Here is a 17,185-nt window from a genome sequence, read left to right on the forward strand (position 1 = left end):
GCCTATGGTACCTTCCTGGACTCCGCCACTGCCGCCACTGCCGCCCGAGCCTCCACGGCCTCCTTCGCCACCACTGGATGAGCCAGGGGATGAAGATTCTCCGGGCCAGGAGGACGATCCGCATGGAGATATTGATGCCGATACTCCCATTCCTGAAGTAGTTCCTGCCGCACCCGTCCCCCTTGCTCCTCCGGCTCGATTCATTGGTGCGCGTCGAGGGCTTGGAGACTATGCGAGAAACGGCGATCGCGGGAGCTTACGCAGAAGCCTTCGTGAATACGTCCGCAATGGATATGGTGGGGCGAAAACGACTACTGCCCGGTTCGGTGGTACAGCAGCTATCGCCGGGGTTTTCAGTAGTACTCTGGAATCCCTAGCTGATCCATCCGCTCAAGCGAGTTCAACCGCGCTTGATCCAGTGCTGTGGAGTGGTCGCTCAGCTTCAGAGGTCATGGACGCTCTGGTGGAGGCAGTGCGCCCGGTCGACGGCACCCAAGACGCGGAGGCGGAGCGTGCGTCCATCCGGGGATCTCTGTCTGATGTATTAGTGCGCTACCCGGATGCTGATTTGCTCAACCTATCGGCAGACCAGCGCGCTTTTGCAATCGAACGCTTCACTGCGATGGATGTATTTCACAGATACGAGCTCGACCTTGGGAAGGCCGTTCAGGAAAAAGCTTCATCAGCGACCGTCGCTGTGAGGCGTCTGAGAGAAATCAAGGACTACATCAAGGAGTGTGTGTCCGCATCGTTTCGCAAGATTGCGGCGTCCGGCTCTCGCTTGACGACAGGGCGGATTTCACAAGTTGTCACCCGCGCTTTGCAGGATACCTTTGAGGTGTTTGAGGGGTACGTAGAATGAGATTTGTATGTGGCCCAGCTGGCTTTCGGGTACCAGTTAGTGAGCGGGCAACGCAGGTTGTAATTTACGGTAAGGCTGAGAAAGGCGAGGTCAGTGTAGGTGGCTACGCGCGGTACCTGCTTGAGAAGAGGCATTTGGAGATTTCGCCTCGGGCGTGGGATTTTCTGAGCATCGCTCTTTCCGTTGTGGCGGCAGACTTCACAGCTATACGCGCCACCAGCGCTGATGGTTGGACGCGAGTCATTGACCTTGAGATTGCGGTGCAGGATCCCGACTTCTGGAACACACAAAGCGTAGCATTAGCATCTGCATTGGCCTTCCTCACTACTGATCGGTGGACACTGTCATTTTATCCTGGTGGCTTTGCTCCTCCAGCCCAAATGCAAGCCCTGCACCCAAAGGAAGACTCTGTTGTTTTGCTTTCTGGTGGCCTAGACAGCTTGATCGGCGCGATCGATCTGGTTAACGAAGGGTTAAGGCCCTATGCAGTCAGCCAGATAGTGCGCGGAGATGGTGCAAAGCAAGCTCAGTTTGCAGATGGCCTTGGTCTTACCAGAATCGGGCTTAATCATGTTGCAAAATCTCCAGGTAGCCAAGAACCCTCACAACGCGCTCGCTCAATCATCTTCCTAGCCTTCGGGATGGCCGTGGCAACATCCCTTGACCGGTACCAGCGTGGCAATAATGTCCCGCTTTATATTTGTGAGAACGGTTTCATCGCGATCAATCCTCCGCTCACAGTCACCCGGTTTGGAAGCTTGAGTACGCGCACGGCGCACCCTGAATATCTAGGACGCTTACAGAAAATCTTCGATTCCGCGCAGATCAACGTCCAGATCCAGAATCCATATTCGCTTAAGACCAAGGGAGAAATGCTCGCTGAGTGCACCAATCAGGGCCTTCTCACCCAATATGCGGTTGCATCTACGAGCTGCGGAAGATTTCAGCGTTTTGGTTACAGACACTGTGGCCGTTGCGTTCCTTGTCAGGTCAGGCGCAGTTCATTCCAGCGGTGGGGGGAGTTGGTCGACACCACAGATTATGTTTATGACGACCTCGGCATTCAGGATCCACAGCATGGCCAGTTTGAAGACGTGAGGTCGGTCGGGATGGCATTAGCTAACGTCGCACAAGTCGGGTTCGATGAGTGGTTGGGTCACAGCCTTTTTTCCCCATTCATCAAGGATCGTGCTGGCTATAGTCAGATGCTTCAGAGAGGGCTCAATGAGTTAGGCGCCTTGCATGCGACCTACCGGTTGAGCTGATCGTAATCAACATTGTTTCAACCTGGCTCCTGAAGGATGCATGGCATGCATTTCACCAAAGCTATCGAGGCTAGTCCTAGCACCTTGCTTATTCATAAGCTGCCGAGGGTCATCGAAGTAGCTCGCGCCGCCGTATCTGATGAAGGTATTACAGGCTATATAGCCTGCGCGCTGGAGCACTCAAATACCATGACGGGCTTGCTGTTCTGCGACCGTCAGGTCGGGCAACCAGATGGGCTTCTAGTACAAACTGACCGCATTGCTGAGCGCGCGTGGGTTGAGGGATACGAGCTAGTCGTCACAACGTTGGGTGATGTTTACGTCGTTGCGCATCATCAATATCAGAACGGTGCCCTAGATAGCTTAGATCGCTGTCACTGAAGGGTTCTGCGTGCCTAGGGCCACGTCCATATCTAGCGCCCAAAATCCTCAGGTGCAGGGTGTTTGGACTACAGCGCATCGATTCAACTACCCGCTGGGCAAGCGCTTCAGCATGCTCAGACATTTCACTATTAGTGGGCCAAGCCCACTCTAAGGACTCCAATGGCGGCGGACAGTTGTACGGGGGATCCCTAGCTCCCTCGCTGCTTCGGACGGGTTTTTGCCTTCGGCTCGAAGCCGGTGAATCTCCGATATCACTTTTTCATTGCGGGGCTTGCCCCGCGATCGCTTCAGTAAGACACCTTCTGCCATCTCACTGCTCATCAGATCGAGCCCACCTGAAGATCCAAACTTTTCCAGGCACGCTGTCGTCGATTCAATGACTGATTTGATCGAAGCATTTTCCTGCAAGCTGACACACAGGATCACGAACGCAGGCAGTTCGAACTCCAATGCCTGGGCAAGCTCTGCAAGCTTGTCCAGGGTCACACCGGTCTGGCCGCGCTCCAGCTCGCCAATCGTGCGACGTGCCGTTGTATCGGAAAGACGCGCATAACCACCGCCCTGCAGCTGGCGGAGGGCTCTAAGGACTGCAGCGACCTCAAATTTTAGCGACATAGATGCCTAAAAGGTGAGGATAGAGCCATAGGTATGCATGGCAAATAAACGCCGTATATTGTAATTATCGGCCACTCCGCCGTATGATGACGAATGATCAAAGCGCCCGAATCGGCTTCAAATCTGGTTTGCGGACGGCGTGGCGTTCTCCGCTGTGTGCGGAGTGCGCAAATTCAATTAAAGGCTAAATCGACTTCGAAAAAAGATGAAAGCACTCATTCTGTCTGACCTGCATATCGAATTTGAGCCCTACCATGTTCCGCCTGTAGACGTCGACTTGGTTATTCTCGCGGGTGACATTCATAAAGGGGTAAGAGGTGTTCGATGGGCGAATGAGATGTTCTCAGTGCCCGTCGTCTACGTGGTCGGCAACCATGAGTTCTATTCAGGCCATCTTGATTACACGTTGGAAAAAATGCGGGCGGCGTCAGACAACCATGTACACGTACTTGAACGAGAAATTTTTGTGTTCGAGGGGTGCCGATTTCTGGGGGCGACCTGTTGGACTGACTATACATCGAGCGGGGACATGAGCACGGCTATGGCGATTGCTCGTAGCTCCATGAACGATTTCAAGACTATCAGGGCTGACACGGGTTACCGAAGATCGCGCCCAGATGACCTGGTTACACGCAATCATTTGGCTCGTGATTGGCTGTCCTCCCAGCTAGATGCTCCCTTCGAAGGGAGCACGGTCGTCATCAGCCACCATTGCCCAGTTCCTGAGGTGGCTGGAGACAATGAGGAAGGGCATTTGAGCGCGAGTTACACCAATAGCTGGCATTCACTGGTCAGCAGGAGTGATGTATGGATTTTTGGGCATACCCATCACGCGATTGACCAGACGTTGGGCGGTTGTCGGCTTGTATCGAACCCCAAGGGATATCCCGGCGAATCGACGGGATTTGACCCGATGAAAATTATTGAAATATAACCTGGTGGACGGAGATGAGAAGGTGGACGTCTTGGAGACTTCCCGTGATATTTCAGCACGGCTTAAAACTGCTCAGGCAATCGATTGGGGGGTCGTAGTAGATGGCTACCTCGTCAATGCTGCGGCTGTCGGGCGGGTGTACGCGGCCTCGTTGTATTCCGACCATTCCCAGAAAATTGCGGACGGCGAAACGGTCGTGACGCCCCCTGTCACGGATGTCTATCAGCAGCAAGGGTTCACCCTGCTAAGAAGCTTCAACGGTTTCGACCACTATGTGGTTGTAAGCCAGTTTGTGGGGGATACGTGATGGACGTTCCGGAGCTTGAGATGCCAAGCCTCGTTCTGCACGCGACGCAGCTTACCTTCACTGGTGGCGTCACCGCTTTTTTGTACCAGCCAGAGGTGTGGGGTTTTTGTTTGGTAGGTATCGTGTATCGCGACTGGAAGGACAGATTCCGAAGCGGTCGACATATCAGGACGTCCAGTGTTCGCGAGGTTGAACATGAGCATGGTTATTTGATCGCGATCACCGAAAGTGGAAGCCGATATGTGCTCGTTGATCCCGACCTTCAGCCAGACTCTCTCCTGTGGAAAGAATCAATCGATCCGACTGCCCACTGAGCCTTGTCGTAACCTAAGCGATAGTGTTTCTCTGCTTACTATCCATCGCGTGGGTATTTGCTGTTACGGAGATTCGATGAAGATCACCGCTGCCATATTCGATGCCTTCGGAACTACCGTTCACATCACTCGGCCAACACATCCTTATCGTCAGTTGCTCCGCGAAGGTAGGTCTCAGGGACGTGTGCCTAAAGTGGATGATCTTCGAACGCTCATGACCAACGGGCTCTCACTCGGTGAGGCCGCGTGTGTTTTTGGTATCAATCTCACGCCCGCCAAACTACATCTCCTTGAGCAAGCGCTGGAGGAAGAAATAGCGAGCATGCGACCCTATCCAGATGCCCGAGAGGCGATCGCGATATTGCAGGCTGCTGGGTTGAGTGTGGCTATCTGTTCCAATTTGGCCATGCCGTACGGTATGGCAATAAAACAGATCCTCCCTGACCTCGATGCATACGTTTTCAGCTATCAGGCCGGCGTTACGAAGCCCGATCCGATCATTTATCGGGAGACCTGTAGGCTGCTAGGCGTGCAGCCTGGCAATGAGTTTAGTGGTCAAGGGCGCGTCGTGATGATTGGTGACTCGCCGAGGTGTGATCGAGATGGGCCACGCCAGGTCGGGATCAGCGGCTTCCTCTTACGCAGGGGACAGCCAGATGATTTTTCGAGCCTGGTTGGCTTCGCCCACACTATCGTTGGATGCGACTAGTCGAGCAGGCGGCGAAGATCCGGAGCATATCTGTCCTTGATCATAGGTCGAAGGACTCCCATGCGCCAGAGAGCTACCTGCGCGGCTGGGCTGAAACTAGCTCAACTACACTCCGGTCTTTGAGCTTGGCTTTAAGCACACTGTTCTCCTCCAGCAGCACCTCATTAATGGATGCAATGCTGGCGAGCTTGGCTTTGAGCTCCTCAATTTCCTGACGATATCCTGTGGACTTTTGGCGCTCAGCAATCAGATCTTGATGTTTGACATCCCGCATGGCGCGGCTTGATCGACCCTGCTTCTCCCGGATGGCCTCTGCAACTGCCGGGTAGTGGTTGTGAATCAGCGCCGTCGACACGCCGGCCTCGCGGGCAACGGCAGCAATGGTTACTTTGGTTTCCTTGTTATGAGCGCGTCCGTTCTCGATACGGTAGATGGCCAGTTTGAGATCCTTTTCTCGATCTACCGCAGGCTTATAGTTGGCTGTTTTGTCTTTGCTCTTCATGCCGTCAGTGCCTCCGGAGGCATGCCCAGCTGTACCAATACGTCTCGGCAGCGGTTTAGGTCGCGCTCAACGCGTTGGCGACCTCCTTCACCGATGTCTTTGCAGTACAGCAACCCTTTCAGATCATCGTAAAGTCGTTGGTAGATAGGAGCGTGGGAGTGTGCGATCACCGAATGATCACAGCCACCGCAGCGGCTTCGTTCAAGGGTATTACCAACGCATCCGTCGTTGTCCGCCGTACACCAAGCGTGGCCATTGCTGCGGATAGCTGTGCTCTCAGAGATGGACTTCAGCATAGAGGCACGATCTTTGAAAATCAGCAGATTTTCAGGCTCCCGTTGCCACCCCTTAATGGCGCGTCCGTATCCTCCAGCCAAGGGCTCATTACCCATCCAGTTGTCCACGACTCCGAGCTTGATATCTTCAAGCTCATCTTGAATCTCCGCATACAGATCAAGATCGAGATGCTGTCCCCAGCTGTCGTCCATAGCGTAACCAAGTGTCATGTCCAGCGACCAGTGAGCGTAATGCTCCTTTAGGTAACGGAGGTCGCCAAAGCGGCTACGCGCGGCATAGTTGGCGAATTTGCGTCGAAATTGGTGGCTGGCGAGTTTCCAATCCAACCCGCAGTCTTTGGCGAAAGCTTTGAGGATCCCGCCCCAGCTGGTATTGGAAAGTGTACGGACTGTTCCGTTTTTTTTAGACTCAGCCCCCAAGAAAAGGGAATGGCGGTGTTTGTAAGCCTCTGCGATTTGGGGATCCTGCGAGTTGAGACGACGTCGCAGGGCAATCTCTTTGGTTATCATCGCCTGGTAGGGTAGAGACCAGCGCTCCATGATCCGAAGGGCGCGCACTGCAGCTTCTGGAATCATCCAGTCGTGAAGTCCTTCATCGGTCTTTTCGGATGTAGAACGCATCCAGTGGTAAATTGTGCCCTCATCATCTTCGGTGCGGTGGTGCGCTCCCGATTGCAAGTTTGCCAGCTCGTGATTACGGCAGCCTGAAGTGCTTGCCAGGATGACGTAGCACGCCGTTCGCAGGGTTGTCAGGGATTTTTTTAATGTCCCCAGGCCTCCCTCCCAACCCATGCGATTTAGGTGCTGATTTTTGCTTCTTATCGTATCGAAGGTTTTTTGGACTTTGCTCTGTGCAGCAATAGCTTCTAGGTCATCACGCAGGTCAAGCAAGCGCTTGCCGCCTTCTAGCTCTCGATAGGCCTTTTCGAACAGAGTGCAGAACGCTGCGTCAGGAATGAGTGGCGTTTTTCCTCCGTCTACGTCTCCGAGCCTTCCAGCCATGGCTCTTGCGGAGGTTTCAGGCCATGGGTGCTGTGCTATTCGGTCGCCTGTGTATTGGCTGAGTTCATAGAGCGCTTCAACTGTGGAGTAGCGGCGCTGTAGGGTTGATTGAGAAAGTGGTTTGCCTGATTTCTGAGACTGCTTTTGATTTCTGCAGGCACTCACATAGGTCGCAGCGATCATAGGGGTTACTGCACCAAGGTGATCGATCTTCAGCGTTTCTAAATGGCGTAAGAATGGCCGTGCGTTGACTACTAGCCCGCGAATCATTGCGCCCTTGGGCAGGGCTGATTCACGACGACCACGTCTGATATATCTGTAAAGAATTGCCTTCATCACGGGCCGAAACGTCAATGGCAAGCTGTCGAAGTCAATCTCTCGGTTGCTGCGCGAAACGTTGTTGGGTAAACCATCGAGTTGCCAGATACTGTCCCCATAGCGACTACGAATGACCCAGTGTCCATCGACTTTGATTGCGCTGACGATCAGCTTGTCGCGCGCGGAGTCAGAAAGCTCACGCACATCGCCAGGCTGAGCTGTGATCGTCGGCCATAGCAGTGCTTCTGAGATGTTTTCACTCATGAGAAAACCTCTAGGGTGTGGATTAGATCAACTGACCAGAACGGGTGTGGTTGGGTGCGGGCACGCTCACGAGCGGCGTCCACTGCTGCCGCTTTGAATATGCTCCGCCGTAGGCCTTCGGCGACTATGTAATGATCGATCAGCCGAGGAATGTGGCCGTATTCACGTGCCCACCGACGCTTATCCATGCGGGAGCGTTCAGCTAGCACGCGGAAGTAGAAGCTGAAGAGCTTGTACAGATCCTCGGCAGTCACTGCGTAGTGCTTACAGCGGAGACAGTTCATGAAATTCATGCACGTCGCGCCGTCGCGTTTTGGGGCGTACTGACCATTCAGCGGGTCGCCACAGCGACCAAGAGGAATTTCTTTATAGGTGGCGCCGATGGTTGCGGTTAGCAATTCCTGAATCAGCACCTCTCCCATGAATCGCCAGTTTCGAGCGGCATCCTCACCGGGCGCCAGATAGTTTTGATCGGCTATTCGCGGCGTGTTACCGAGCGCAGAGGCAGTGGTCGCAAGATCTCCGTTTGTTAACTCGAAGACGCGGTTCGCAAACGTCTTGCGCAGTCGAGAAATGTTGACCCGCAAAGGCTCTCCATCGCTGTTCTTCAACCCATATAAGGCTACAAGACGTCTGGATCCTCGATCCAAGGCGTTCTGCTGCAACGCTAGAACTCTGCCCAGTGAGCGCGTGGCGCTGTTGCGGTACAACCACACCCGACCTTTTAGGTCGTCCGGCGCTTCAAAATCCAATGGCTCGGTTAAAGCCATAACTCTACGAATGAGGCGCTCCACGTTGAATTTCACGCTTGGCATGGATTCCAGTACCCGCTCTGCTTTCGCATCAGCTCGCAGAGCAACCTTGCTGGATCTGTAGCCACGTCGCTTCCACAACACCAAGAAGACGGTGTTGTCCTTCGGATGCGGTCGCAGGCAGTCACGGCCCATCTCTAGCAAAGGAGTAGTGTTACGCCCGGTGTGCAGAGCAATGATGAGAAAGGCGAAGACCAGCAGTTCTCCAGTCACGACTGGATCATCGGCCCAAATTGGCTTGATTGCCTGCCGTAATGCCGTAGCAAATTCTTGCCGTTCACGCTTCGATAGAGGTGTCTCGCCCTTGGCCTTGCGGCCTAAGTTCGGGAATGGGTTGCGTGGAAAGGTGGCATCATCGCCAGAGGCAACCAGCGGCAGGATGCCGCGCTGCCCGAGAGCGAGAAGCACCGGCTTGGTGTGTGAGTAGTAGCCTTTCTGTGTAAGAGTCGCTACACCCCTTTGAGCGAGGTGACTTAAAAAGCCGTCAATAAGATCTCGGTTCAGATCGTTCGGGGCTAGGTCGCGTTCATAAGCCATTGCCTGGAGTACGCAGTAGTCGAGGAAAAATTTCAGCCCAGAGGTACAGTAGGAGGCTACGGTAGTAGCTGAAACGGTATTATCTTGCCCTGCAAGAAAGCGTTCGATCTGGCGCTGACATACGTAGGTGATGGCATCAATGCCCAAGCCGTACCATTTTGCGAAATCGAAATTCCTGGCGGTCGTAGAGTTGCGCCCAAATTTGATCACGGTGTTCTTTGGTGGCATGGCCTCAGGGAGGATGACGATATTCCCTACCTTGTCGATGCTGTGCTCCACCTGCGGGACACTTAGGTCTGTTTTGGAAAATACCTTGCGCTTTCCCATCAGACCTCTCCTGCCATTTCGTTTAGCTCGTCGTCATATGCCAGCACGGCCTCATCGGCCATTTCGTTGACTAGGTGCAGATAGATCATCGTGGTTTGAATCGAACTGTGACCAAGCGCGCGTTGTAGGTACACCAAAGGATCAATTCCCTGCTGCGGGTTGCGCTGAAGGCTTACCAGGGTGTGGGTAGCGTATGTGTGACGCAGCATGTGCGCATGGACTTCAATTCCAACCCGCTCTCCCGTCTCGACGATGATTCGATTCAAACTCTTGCCGTTGCTTCCATAGGGCTTTCCACGATGATTCAGGAGGAGAGCCTTTTGACCTTTGCCCAGAGACGCCCGCTCACCGCGCAGTTTGGTCACATAGCGGTAGAGTTCGGACATGAATTTCCGGCTGATATGGATATTTCGGACGTTGTTACCCTTGGTCTCCATCCCGCTGCCGTCGAAAGGATCAAGACGAATTCGCAGGTTACGCTCGGTGCGTCCGGCTTTATCCGGGTCGAAAACGTACGCCGTTGGGAACGTAGCCAGTTCGTTACGACGCAGGCCTGTGCGCAGGGCGAGCTGAATCATGATTCGATGATGCGGATTGTCGGCTGCTGCCATAAGAGACTTGGCCTGAGACATGCTTAGAAACTTAGGGAGCGACTTGTGCCTGCGAGGCAGCACATCGTTAACCAGGGCTTTACCACCGCTAGCATCGACATGTTGAAGGAAGCTTGTTTCGCGCTTGACAGTCCGCTCCTCGTGACTGAACGGCAGGCGTTTGACCCAACCTTTCTCCAAGGCGAACTCGTAGAACTTGCAGATATACGTCAGTCGCTGGCGGGTGGTGTTGATTGCAAGCTCACATGTCACGAGGCAGTAGTCTCGGTAGGCAGCCACAAGGCTTTTGGCCTCACCGCGATCTACGTCCCGCCAATCAAGGTCATGGGCCTGAAGGAAGCTGAAGAAATCGTACAGCGCTCGTCCAGTGCTCGGCCAAGACTCTTTGGAGCCAATATCCCCACGGAGGAGGTAGTGACGAAAGAACTGATTAGCTTGAGTGCAGCTCTCCATCGAGTCCCACAACAGAATCGGAAACCCTTGGTAAGGATGTCCTGCAATCACGAATTCCTTGGTGCCCCACACAAGCTCCATTTACCACCCTGTCATAGACCAAAGACGCTGTTTTCCTGTCTGCAAGGATTGGGTGATGGCTGCTGATACAGCCCTTCACTCCCCCTTCAGATAGGTCTATGACTTAATTAACACAACAATCTAACACCTGCAACGCTCCGGATCATAGGGCATTCCTGAGGGTTTGCAGGTGGGCTACCTGGCGGCTGAAATCGGCAGCACTGAGGCGTTGTCGGGGGCGAGGGCGCAAGGCATGGCCAATGGCGCTGGTGGGCTGGCGGGTGAGGCGCGCCAGCACCAGCCACTGCTCGGCCACCGGCAGTTTTTCGAAACCGGGATGGCGCCGTCGCGCGCGGCGCAGCACGTCTTGCTGCAAGCTGCGCAACAGGGCGTCCTGGCCAGCATGGCGCAGCAGAAAGCTGGCGCTGGCCTGCAAGTGTTCCTGCAACTGGCGACGGGCCAAGGGTTCAGGCTGGCGTATCGGGCCTTCGCGCAGGCCCAGGCGCCACAACGCCATGGCTACCAGCAGGGCCAGCGCCAGCAAGGCCTGTGGGTAATAGCGCTGCAACAAGGTCCACAGGCTGTCGTGGTCGCTATTGAACAGTAGGGTCACGTCGGTGCCCTGGTTGAGGTACCACAGCAACCAGGCATTGTCATAACGGCCAATCGCGCCGTTGGTCCACAGGTCGGCGTCGGTGACCACGGTGATCAGGCCGTCGCCCAGGGTCAGTTGCATCAGGTGCGTGGCGTTGGCGCTGTTAGCCCAGGACTGGGCCTTGTTGGTCGGGTCTTCGAGGTGGAAGGCCGGGTCAAAGCCGAAGTAGGCCGGGGCCTTCTCGTTTTCCAGGTAGAGCTTGGTCAGGCGCGGGAAGTCGTCGTCCGCAGCCTTGGGCAACTGGGGCAGGTCGCGGCTGAGCAACTGGTGCAATTGCAGGCGATCGAGCAGCAGGTCGCCGCTCATGCCCTTGTGCTCATCCCAGAGCGCCTCGGCGACGAACAGCAACCGCCCGCCGCGCCGCACCCAGCTGAGCAACTGGCCCGCCTGGTTGGGTGTCATGTAGCTGCGATCGCCCAGCAGCAATAGGCTGCGGTGGTTCGACGGCAATTGCGCCAGAGCTTCGTAGTTGGGCGCCAACGTTGCGACAAGACCGCGCTGGCGCAGGTATTGCTGGGCGGCCAGGTAGGGGTTGGCGCGGGCTTCGGGGGCCTGGCCATGGTCGATGGTCTCGGTGTAGCGGTGCAGGTGGCGCGCAAGCGCCAACCCCAGCAGCACCAATGCCAGGGCGATCAACAGGCCGAGCAGGCCGCGTTCGCGCCGGGTCATGGTTGAGCCTTGGGGTCGAACAGCTCGCGCCAGCCCTGGCACAGCTCGGCACGCAGCCGCTGCGCGGGCAGGCGATGGCCATAGGCGAGGTCTTGCCAGTGGCGGGTCAAGCGCGCGCTGTAGGCGCTGAGCTGCGGCTGCCGAAGGCTGTCGATGTGGGTCAGGATCTGGCCTTCGGTGTCGGCACTTTTAAGCGGCAACTGGTAATCGCGCAACAACCGGCTGAGCAGGCCGCGGTACAGCAGGCCCAAGGCTTCGCGCGGTTGGCTGGCCCAGAGCTGTTCAGCGCTGGCGGCGATGTCGGCCGGCAAGCTGTCGGGGCGCACTTCAAGGCCAAACAGTTGCTCGGGCGGGGCGCCTGGTTTGTTCGCAGGCGATGGGCGGCGGCCGACGAAGGCCTGCAGCCATTGGCGATAGTGCCACGCCACCAGCCCCACTAATCCGATCAAGGCGCCCCACAACAGGAACTCAAATGCTTGGGCGATGCGGTTCAGGAGCGTGCTGTTGAACCAGTCGCGCAAACCCGAGGCCGGCGTGGGCTTGGCCGGCGCCGTCTCGTCGCCCAGGCGCCAGCGGGTCACGGTTTGTGGGTTGCTGAATGGCGGTTTGGCGAGGATCGCCTTGATATCCTGTTGCGAGGCCTGGCTGGTCACGGCCTGGTTGAGCAGGCGCGGACTGTCCAGGCGGGCGGTGTCTGCGGCCAGCACGGGCGGGGGCAGGGCGCCCAAGCCCAGGCCCAGCGCCAGCAGCAACACGGCGCTGGCACCCAGGCGGGCGCGCAGGCTGCGCAGCACCAGTTCAATGTCCCAGGCTTCGAGCAGGGTGCGGCGATTGAGGTACAGGGTAAAGCCGCACGCCACGTAGATCGGTTCCCACAGCACTAACACCAAGGCATAGAACAGGTTGGTCAGGTGGCCAAGCCACAACCAGTCGTCTTCGGCGGTGGCAATCAATTGGTGCCAGTTCCAGTCGATTTCGATCTGTTGCGGCAACAGTAGGTACAGCAGGCTCATCAGCCCGGCCCACAAGGCCATCTCCAGGTGGCAGCCGACCAGGGTCAGCCAACGCGCGGCACCGCCATTGCGCTGGCGCAGGATGGCCAGGCGCCGCTGCCGTGCGGGGCCGGCCAAGCCCTCCAGCTGTTGCACTGGCAGGCTGAAACTGCGGCTAAGGCTGAAACGTCGCCACAGCAGGCTGGGCAACCATTGCGCCTTGAGCAGGCGCGGCCACTGGCGCAGCGCCTGGCCCAGGGTCGGCGGCGCTTCGAACAGGGCCTGGGAGAGGATGTACAACGGCAGGCGCTCGAACAACGGCTTCAGCCACCAGAACAGCACCACGGCCAGCGTCGGCGAATCCCAGAACACCAGGCTCAGTGCCGCGAAAACCGGCAGGCTGATGATGGCCCAGCTGAGCATCAACAGGCGCCGGTGCCGTTGGGCCAGCAGCACGCCCAGGTCCAGTGCTTCCCACGGTGAGCGTGGGCGGATCGCCAGGGTGGTATCAGTCAGGCGCATGGCGGGCCCTCCCGGCAAAGCCCAGGTAACCCAATACCAGCAACCACAGCACGCCACCCACGGTGTATTTGGTGAGGGGCGTGAACGCGGTTTTCGACGACCAGTACGCCTCAATGAAGGCCGCGATCAGCAACAGCAGCAGCACCCCGTAGATCAGTTGCACGCTGGCCCGTGCTGCCTGGCGCAGTGCTTCGCCGCGCCGCAGCGGGCCCGGGGCCACCAGCGCCCAGCCCAGGCGCAGGCCGGCGCTGCCCGACAGGGTAATGGCGGTCAATTCAAAGGCCCCGTGGCCGATCACGAATGACCAGAACGTTTGCCCATAGCCGATTTCGCTGAGGTGGCCGGCCACCGCGCCAATCATAAGGCCGTTGAACAGTAGGAAAAACAGGCTGCCCAGGCCGAACAGCAGGCCGCTGGCGAAGGTCTGGAAGGCAATGCCGATGTTGTTCATGATGTAGTAGCCGAACATCAGCCAGTCTTGCCCGGCCAGGCGCTCGGCCGCCGGGCCCAGGCGGCTCTGGTCGGGGTCGTACATCGACTCCATCTCGGCCACCTGTTGCGGGTCGACGATGCTGTAAATCAGGTTGGGAAAGCGGTAGACCAACAGCCCCGTCAGGATCAGGCTGACAAAAAACAGCAGGCTCGCACACAACACGAAACGCCATTCGCGGCGCACCAACCGGGGGAACCCGGCCAATACAAACTGCAGCACGCTGGCGCCCAGGTGGCTGCGGCGGCGGTAGAGTTGCTGATGGCCGCGCAAGGCCAGATGCTGCAAGCTGTCCACCAGGTGGCTGCTGTAGCCGCGCTCGCGGGCCAGCGCCAAGTGATGGCAAAGCCGTCGGTAATCCTCGGCAAAGGTCGACAAGGCACCGCGCTCGGCGCGGTTGCCCTCCAGCCGTTCGAGCTGCTGGGTAAAGTGCAGCCATTGCAACTGGTAGCGGCTTTCGAACTGGCTCTGTTTCATGCAGGCCCCAACAGGCCACGGGCAATGCGGTTGATTCGTTCGGGCGCTTCGGCGGGCGTCACCTGCAGCGCCTGGGCGACGATGCTCGCCAGCTCTCGCGCCCGTTGTGGTGACAGATCGCCCTGGCGCTCGGCAAAGCTCATCAATGCCCGCTGTTCGGTCAGGGTCAGGGCCACCGGTGCGGCCAGCGGCTCGACCTGTGGCAATTGCGGGCGCACGGGGGGCGGGTCGAGGTAAATCACCAGCGTACCCGCGGCCAGGTCGCCCAGGCGTTTGAACGTCGGGTGCTGCAGGCAACTGATGGCGCCCAGGAAGTAGCCCAACGGCAGCATGTCGACGAAGCGCAGCAGGTTGCGGACCAGCGAGGCCGACCAGCCGATGGGCGTGCCGTCATCCTGTACCACGGCCAGGCCCATCAGTTGCTTGCCCGGCGAGCGCCCTTGGTTGAGCACCTCGAACAGCACCATGTACCACCAGTTCACCAGAAACAACAGGATCGCGCCCAGGCCCAGGCCCAGCTTGCCAAGGTAAACCAGCCCCATGAACAGAATGCCCAGGATGAGCCCGCGCACCCCCAGGTCGATGGCGAACGCCAGCACGCGGCTCACCAGGCCGGCCGGGCGCAGGCTCAGGTCGATACCTTCCGGGGTTTCGATGGCATGGCGGGTGTCCACGGGCGGTGGCAATGGTGCATTCCCTGTCGTAGCTTATAGATGATGGAGAGAATCAGCGGACCCCGATGCTAGACACCCTGCGCGGTTCAAGCAACCTGGCAATGACTGCACACAGTCTTTGCTGGTCGCAGGTAACATCAAGGCCTAGACTTTGCCGACTTTATGCACAGGACCCCGCCGTGAATTCCAGCATTTTCTGGTACGACTACGAAACCACCGGCATCAACCCGCGCGCTGACCGGGCCTTGCAGGTCGCCGGTATTCGCACCGATGCCGAACTCAACGAGATCGATGCCCCGGTCAACCTGTACTGCCGGCCCAGCGACGATATCCTGCCGCACCCCATGGCCAGCATGATCACCGGCATCACTCCAGACAGGCTAGCTGAAAAAGGCCTGTGCGAAGCCGAGTTCATGACGCGGGTACATGCCCAACTGGCCGCGCCAGGTACGTGCGGTGCCGGTTACAACACCCTGCGGTTCGATGATGAGGTGACGCGCTACAGCCTGTACCGCAACTTTTTCGACCCCTATGCCCGCGAGTGGCAGGGCGGCAACAGCCGCTGGGACCTGATTGACGTGGTGCGCGCCGCCTATGCCTTGCGCCCGCAGGGTATCCAGTGGCCCGAGGTGGACGGCAAGGTCAGCATGAAGCTTGAGCTGCTCACGGCCGCCAATGGCATCGACCACGGCCAGGCCCACGATGCGCTCAGCGACGTGCGGGCGACGATTGCCCTGGCGCGTTTGCTGCGTGAAAAGCAGCCGCGCCTGTATGACTGGCTGTATCAGTTGCGCAGTAAGCAGAAAGTGCTCGACCAGATTCGCCTGATGCAACCGGTGGTGCATATTTGCGGGCGGTTCTCGGCGGCACGCAATTATCTGGGGGTGGTATTACCCTTGGCCTGGCACCCACGTAATCGTAATGCTTTGATAGTCTGGGACCTGCATTTTGATCCGCAGCCCCTGATTAACGAGGGCGCGCAGGTACTGCGCCAGCGGTTATACACACGTCGCGAAGAGTTGGCTGAAGATCAATTACCCGTGGCGCTTAAAATTATTCACATCAACCGTTGCCCGGTAGTCGCACCACTCGGCGTTTTGCGTGCCGAAGATCAGCAGCGGCTGAATCTGAACATGAATAATTGTCAGCAACGGGCAGCGCAGCTCAATGCATCAAAGGCGCTTTGGACCGATAAGATTGCAGCGCTGTATGCCCAGGAAGACTTCACCCCGAGCGAAGATCCCGAGCAGCAGTTATACGACGGTTTCATCGGTGACCGGGACCGGCGGCTATGCGAGCAAGTACGCACATTGGACCCGCAGCAATTGGCGAGCGAGCCGTGGATGTTCGATGATGAACGTTTGCCGGAATTATTATTTCGATACCGTGCACGTAACTTTCCCGATACCTTGGCGGCCGCCGAGCACGCGCAATGGCTGGCGTTCTGCAAGCAACGCTTGAGCGATGCCAAGTACGGCGCGCCGAACACCTTGGCCGGCTTCAGGCAGGCGCTTGCCGAGCTGCTGCCCACCGCGACGGCGCAGCAGCGCGACATTCTGGCGCAGTGGCAGCGTTATGCGAGTGACTTGGCACAACGCCTCGGGATGCAATAGCGGTATTGACCAGGCAATAAAAAACGCCAGCGAGCTGGCGTTTTTGGGTGTGGCTTGATCGGCAGGGCCGGATCAATTAACCGAGCAGAGTTGCCCAGCCTTCAACCACGTCGCCGCCCCACTTGGCTTTCCACTCTTTCAGCGTCTTGTGGTTGCCACCTTTGGTTTCGATGACTTCGCCGTTGTGCGGGTTTTTGTACTGTTTAACTTTGCGAGCACGTTTGGTGCCGGCAGGCTTAACAGCACCGCCACGAGGGGCTTTGTTCAGTTTGGCTTCAGGATCCAGCAGCGCGATGATGTCACGCAGGGATTTCGAGTACTCGCCCATCAAGGTGCGCAGTTTGCCTTCGAATTCCAGCTCGGTTTGCAGTTTGTCGTCTTGCGACAGGTTTTTCAGGCGAGCTTGCAGTTCTTTGATTGCTTCTTCGGTGGCGCGGTATTCGTTGATCAGGGACATAAAGGGACCTTATGAATGCGGTGTCAGGGAAACAGTGGTCCAATAATAGTCACAGGTGTTGTTT

At 57.4% G+C, this 17,185-nt stretch carries 17 protein-coding genes; 7 read left to right on the forward strand and 10 right to left on the reverse strand.

Translation table 11 applies throughout. The features are described from left to right. Positions 1-4 precede the first annotated feature (4 nt). The 3 genes from qatB to L9B60_RS17060 all read left to right on the forward strand — a co-directional run bounded on the left by qatB (position 5) and on the right by L9B60_RS17060 (position 2,508). The gene (gene qatB, locus L9B60_RS30545; RefSeq protein WP_349631963.1) at positions 5-862 is read left to right on the forward strand and encodes a Qat anti-phage system associated protein QatB; all 858 of its coding nucleotides are present in this window, start codon (positions 5-7) and stop codon (positions 860-862) included. A 134-nt stretch (positions 863-996) separates the two neighbouring features. Further along, positions 997-2,127: a Qat anti-phage system QueC-like protein QatC gene (gene qatC, locus L9B60_RS17055; protein WP_249671927.1), complete on the forward strand. Its 1,131-nt coding sequence runs from the start codon at positions 997-999 to the stop codon at positions 2,125-2,127. A 45-nt stretch (positions 2,128-2,172) separates the two neighbouring features. Further along, positions 2,173-2,508, forward strand: a complete 336-nt coding sequence (locus L9B60_RS17060) for a hypothetical protein (RefSeq protein WP_249671929.1) — start codon at positions 2,173-2,175, stop codon at positions 2,506-2,508. Between the two features lie 150 nt (positions 2,509-2,658). Here the strand turns inward: L9B60_RS17060 and L9B60_RS17065 are convergent, their stop codons facing one another. Continuing rightward, entirely contained in the window at positions 2,659-3,126 is a 468-nt protein-coding gene (locus L9B60_RS17065; RefSeq protein ID WP_249671930.1) for a helix-turn-helix domain-containing protein, read from the reverse strand. A gap of 205 nt (positions 3,127-3,331) precedes the next feature. Between L9B60_RS17065 and L9B60_RS17070 the strand changes: the two genes are divergently transcribed. From L9B60_RS17070 to L9B60_RS17080, 3 genes are all read left to right on the forward strand, one after another. Beyond that, positions 3,332-4,060, forward strand: a complete 729-nt coding sequence (locus tag L9B60_RS17070; RefSeq protein WP_249671931.1) for a metallophosphoesterase — start codon at positions 3,332-3,334, stop codon at positions 4,058-4,060. Then, entirely contained in the window at positions 4,050-4,367 is a 318-nt protein-coding gene (locus tag L9B60_RS17075) for a hypothetical protein (protein ID WP_249671932.1), read from the forward strand. The genes L9B60_RS17070 and L9B60_RS17075 overlap by 11 nt, the downstream gene beginning before the upstream one ends. Before the next feature lie 390 nt (positions 4,368-4,757). Next, positions 4,758-5,390: an HAD family hydrolase gene (locus L9B60_RS17080; protein WP_249671933.1), complete on the forward strand. Its 633-nt coding sequence runs from the start codon at positions 4,758-4,760 to the stop codon at positions 5,388-5,390. 73 nt (positions 5,391-5,463) lie between these two features. On the opposite strand, the gene L9B60_RS17085 is transcribed toward L9B60_RS17080, so the two are convergent. The 8 genes from L9B60_RS17085 to L9B60_RS17120 form a co-directional block, all read right to left on the reverse strand. Then, a complete protein-coding gene (locus tag L9B60_RS17085) occupies positions 5,464-5,892 on the reverse strand; it encodes a TetR family transcriptional regulator (RefSeq protein ID WP_249671934.1) in 429 nt (142 codons plus the stop codon). Beyond that, on the reverse strand, positions 5,889-7,772 hold the full coding sequence (locus L9B60_RS17090) for a site-specific integrase (RefSeq protein ID WP_249671935.1): 1,884 nt from the start codon (positions 7,770-7,772) through the stop codon (positions 5,889-5,891). The genes L9B60_RS17085 and L9B60_RS17090 overlap by 4 nt, the downstream gene beginning before the upstream one ends. Beyond that, on the reverse strand, positions 7,769-9,448 hold the full coding sequence (locus tag L9B60_RS17095; protein WP_249671936.1) for a hypothetical protein: 1,680 nt from the start codon (positions 9,446-9,448) through the stop codon (positions 7,769-7,771). The genes L9B60_RS17090 and L9B60_RS17095 overlap by 4 nt, the downstream gene beginning before the upstream one ends. Beyond that, a complete protein-coding gene (locus tag L9B60_RS17100; protein WP_249671937.1) occupies positions 9,448-10,593 on the reverse strand; it encodes a tyrosine-type recombinase/integrase in 1,146 nt (381 codons plus the stop codon). The genes L9B60_RS17095 and L9B60_RS17100 overlap by 1 nt, the downstream gene beginning before the upstream one ends. A 142-nt stretch (positions 10,594-10,735) precedes the next feature. Further along, the gene (locus L9B60_RS17105) at positions 10,736-11,896 is read right to left on the reverse strand and encodes a DUF4350 domain-containing protein (protein WP_249671938.1); all 1,161 of its coding nucleotides are present in this window, start codon (positions 11,894-11,896) and stop codon (positions 10,736-10,738) included. Then, positions 11,893-13,410 (reverse strand): DUF4129 domain-containing protein, encoded by a 1,518-nt coding sequence (locus L9B60_RS17110; protein ID WP_249671939.1) that lies wholly within the window; start codon positions 13,408-13,410, stop codon positions 11,893-11,895. Before L9B60_RS17110 ends, L9B60_RS17105 begins: the two co-directional genes overlap by 4 nt. After that, a complete protein-coding gene (locus L9B60_RS17115) occupies positions 13,397-14,377 on the reverse strand; it encodes a stage II sporulation protein M (RefSeq protein ID WP_249671940.1) in 981 nt (326 codons plus the stop codon). Before L9B60_RS17115 ends, L9B60_RS17110 begins: the two co-directional genes overlap by 14 nt. After that, a complete protein-coding gene (locus tag L9B60_RS17120) occupies positions 14,374-15,063 on the reverse strand; it encodes an RDD family protein (RefSeq protein ID WP_249671941.1) in 690 nt (229 codons plus the stop codon). The genes L9B60_RS17115 and L9B60_RS17120 overlap by 4 nt, the downstream gene beginning before the upstream one ends. Before the next feature lie 167 nt (positions 15,064-15,230). Here L9B60_RS17120 and sbcB point away from each other — a divergent pair, with 167 nt between their 5' ends. Next, a complete protein-coding gene (gene sbcB / locus L9B60_RS17125; RefSeq protein ID WP_249671942.1) occupies positions 15,231-16,664 on the forward strand; it encodes an exodeoxyribonuclease I in 1,434 nt (477 codons plus the stop codon). 76 nt (positions 16,665-16,740) lie between these two features. On the opposite strand, the gene mvaT is transcribed toward sbcB, so the two are convergent. Next, a complete protein-coding gene (gene mvaT, locus L9B60_RS17130) occupies positions 16,741-17,121 on the reverse strand; it encodes a histone-like nucleoid-structuring protein MvaT (protein ID WP_249671943.1) in 381 nt (126 codons plus the stop codon). Positions 17,122-17,185: the final 64 nt, after the last annotated feature.

The organism is Pseudomonas abieticivorans (assembly GCF_023509015.1).
Taxonomy (GTDB): Bacteria; Pseudomonadota; Gammaproteobacteria; order Pseudomonadales; family Pseudomonadaceae; genus Aquipseudomonas; species Aquipseudomonas abieticivorans.

Bases quoted from the DNA above. Each gene is read 5' to 3' on its own strand.
- mvaT (WP_249671943.1), bottom strand. From the start codon at position 17,121: ATGTCCCTGATCAACGAATACCGCGCCACCGAAGAAGCAATCAAAGAA.
- L9B60_RS17090 (WP_249671935.1), bottom strand. From the start codon at position 7,772: ATGAGTGAAAACATCTCAGAAGCACTGCTATGGCCGACGATCACAGCT.
- L9B60_RS17110 (WP_249671939.1), bottom strand. From the start codon at position 13,410: ATGCGCCTGACTGATACCACCCTGGCGATCCGCCCACGCTCACCGTGG.
- L9B60_RS17060 (WP_249671929.1), top strand. From the start codon at position 2,173: ATGCATTTCACCAAAGCTATCGAGGCTAGTCCTAGCACCTTGCTTATT.
- qatB (WP_349631963.1), top strand. From the start codon at position 5: ATGGTACCTTCCTGGACTCCGCCACTGCCGCCACTGCCGCCCGAGCCT.
- L9B60_RS17080 (WP_249671933.1), top strand. From the start codon at position 4,758: ATGAAGATCACCGCTGCCATATTCGATGCCTTCGGAACTACCGTTCAC.
- L9B60_RS17105 (WP_249671938.1), bottom strand. From the start codon at position 11,896: ATGACCCGGCGCGAACGCGGCCTGCTCGGCCTGTTGATCGCCCTGGCA.
- L9B60_RS17085 (WP_249671934.1), bottom strand. From the start codon at position 5,892: ATGAAGAGCAAAGACAAAACAGCCAACTATAAGCCTGCGGTAGATCGA.
- L9B60_RS17070 (WP_249671931.1), top strand. From the start codon at position 3,332: ATGAAAGCACTCATTCTGTCTGACCTGCATATCGAATTTGAGCCCTAC.
- L9B60_RS17100 (WP_249671937.1), bottom strand. From the start codon at position 10,593: ATGGAGCTTGTGTGGGGCACCAAGGAATTCGTGATTGCAGGACATCCT.
- L9B60_RS17115 (WP_249671940.1), bottom strand. From the start codon at position 14,377: ATGAAACAGAGCCAGTTCGAAAGCCGCTACCAGTTGCAATGGCTGCAC.
- L9B60_RS17095 (WP_249671936.1), bottom strand. From the start codon at position 9,448: ATGGGAAAGCGCAAGGTATTTTCCAAAACAGACCTAAGTGTCCCGCAG.
- L9B60_RS17065 (WP_249671930.1), bottom strand. From the start codon at position 3,126: ATGTCGCTAAAATTTGAGGTCGCTGCAGTCCTTAGAGCCCTCCGCCAG.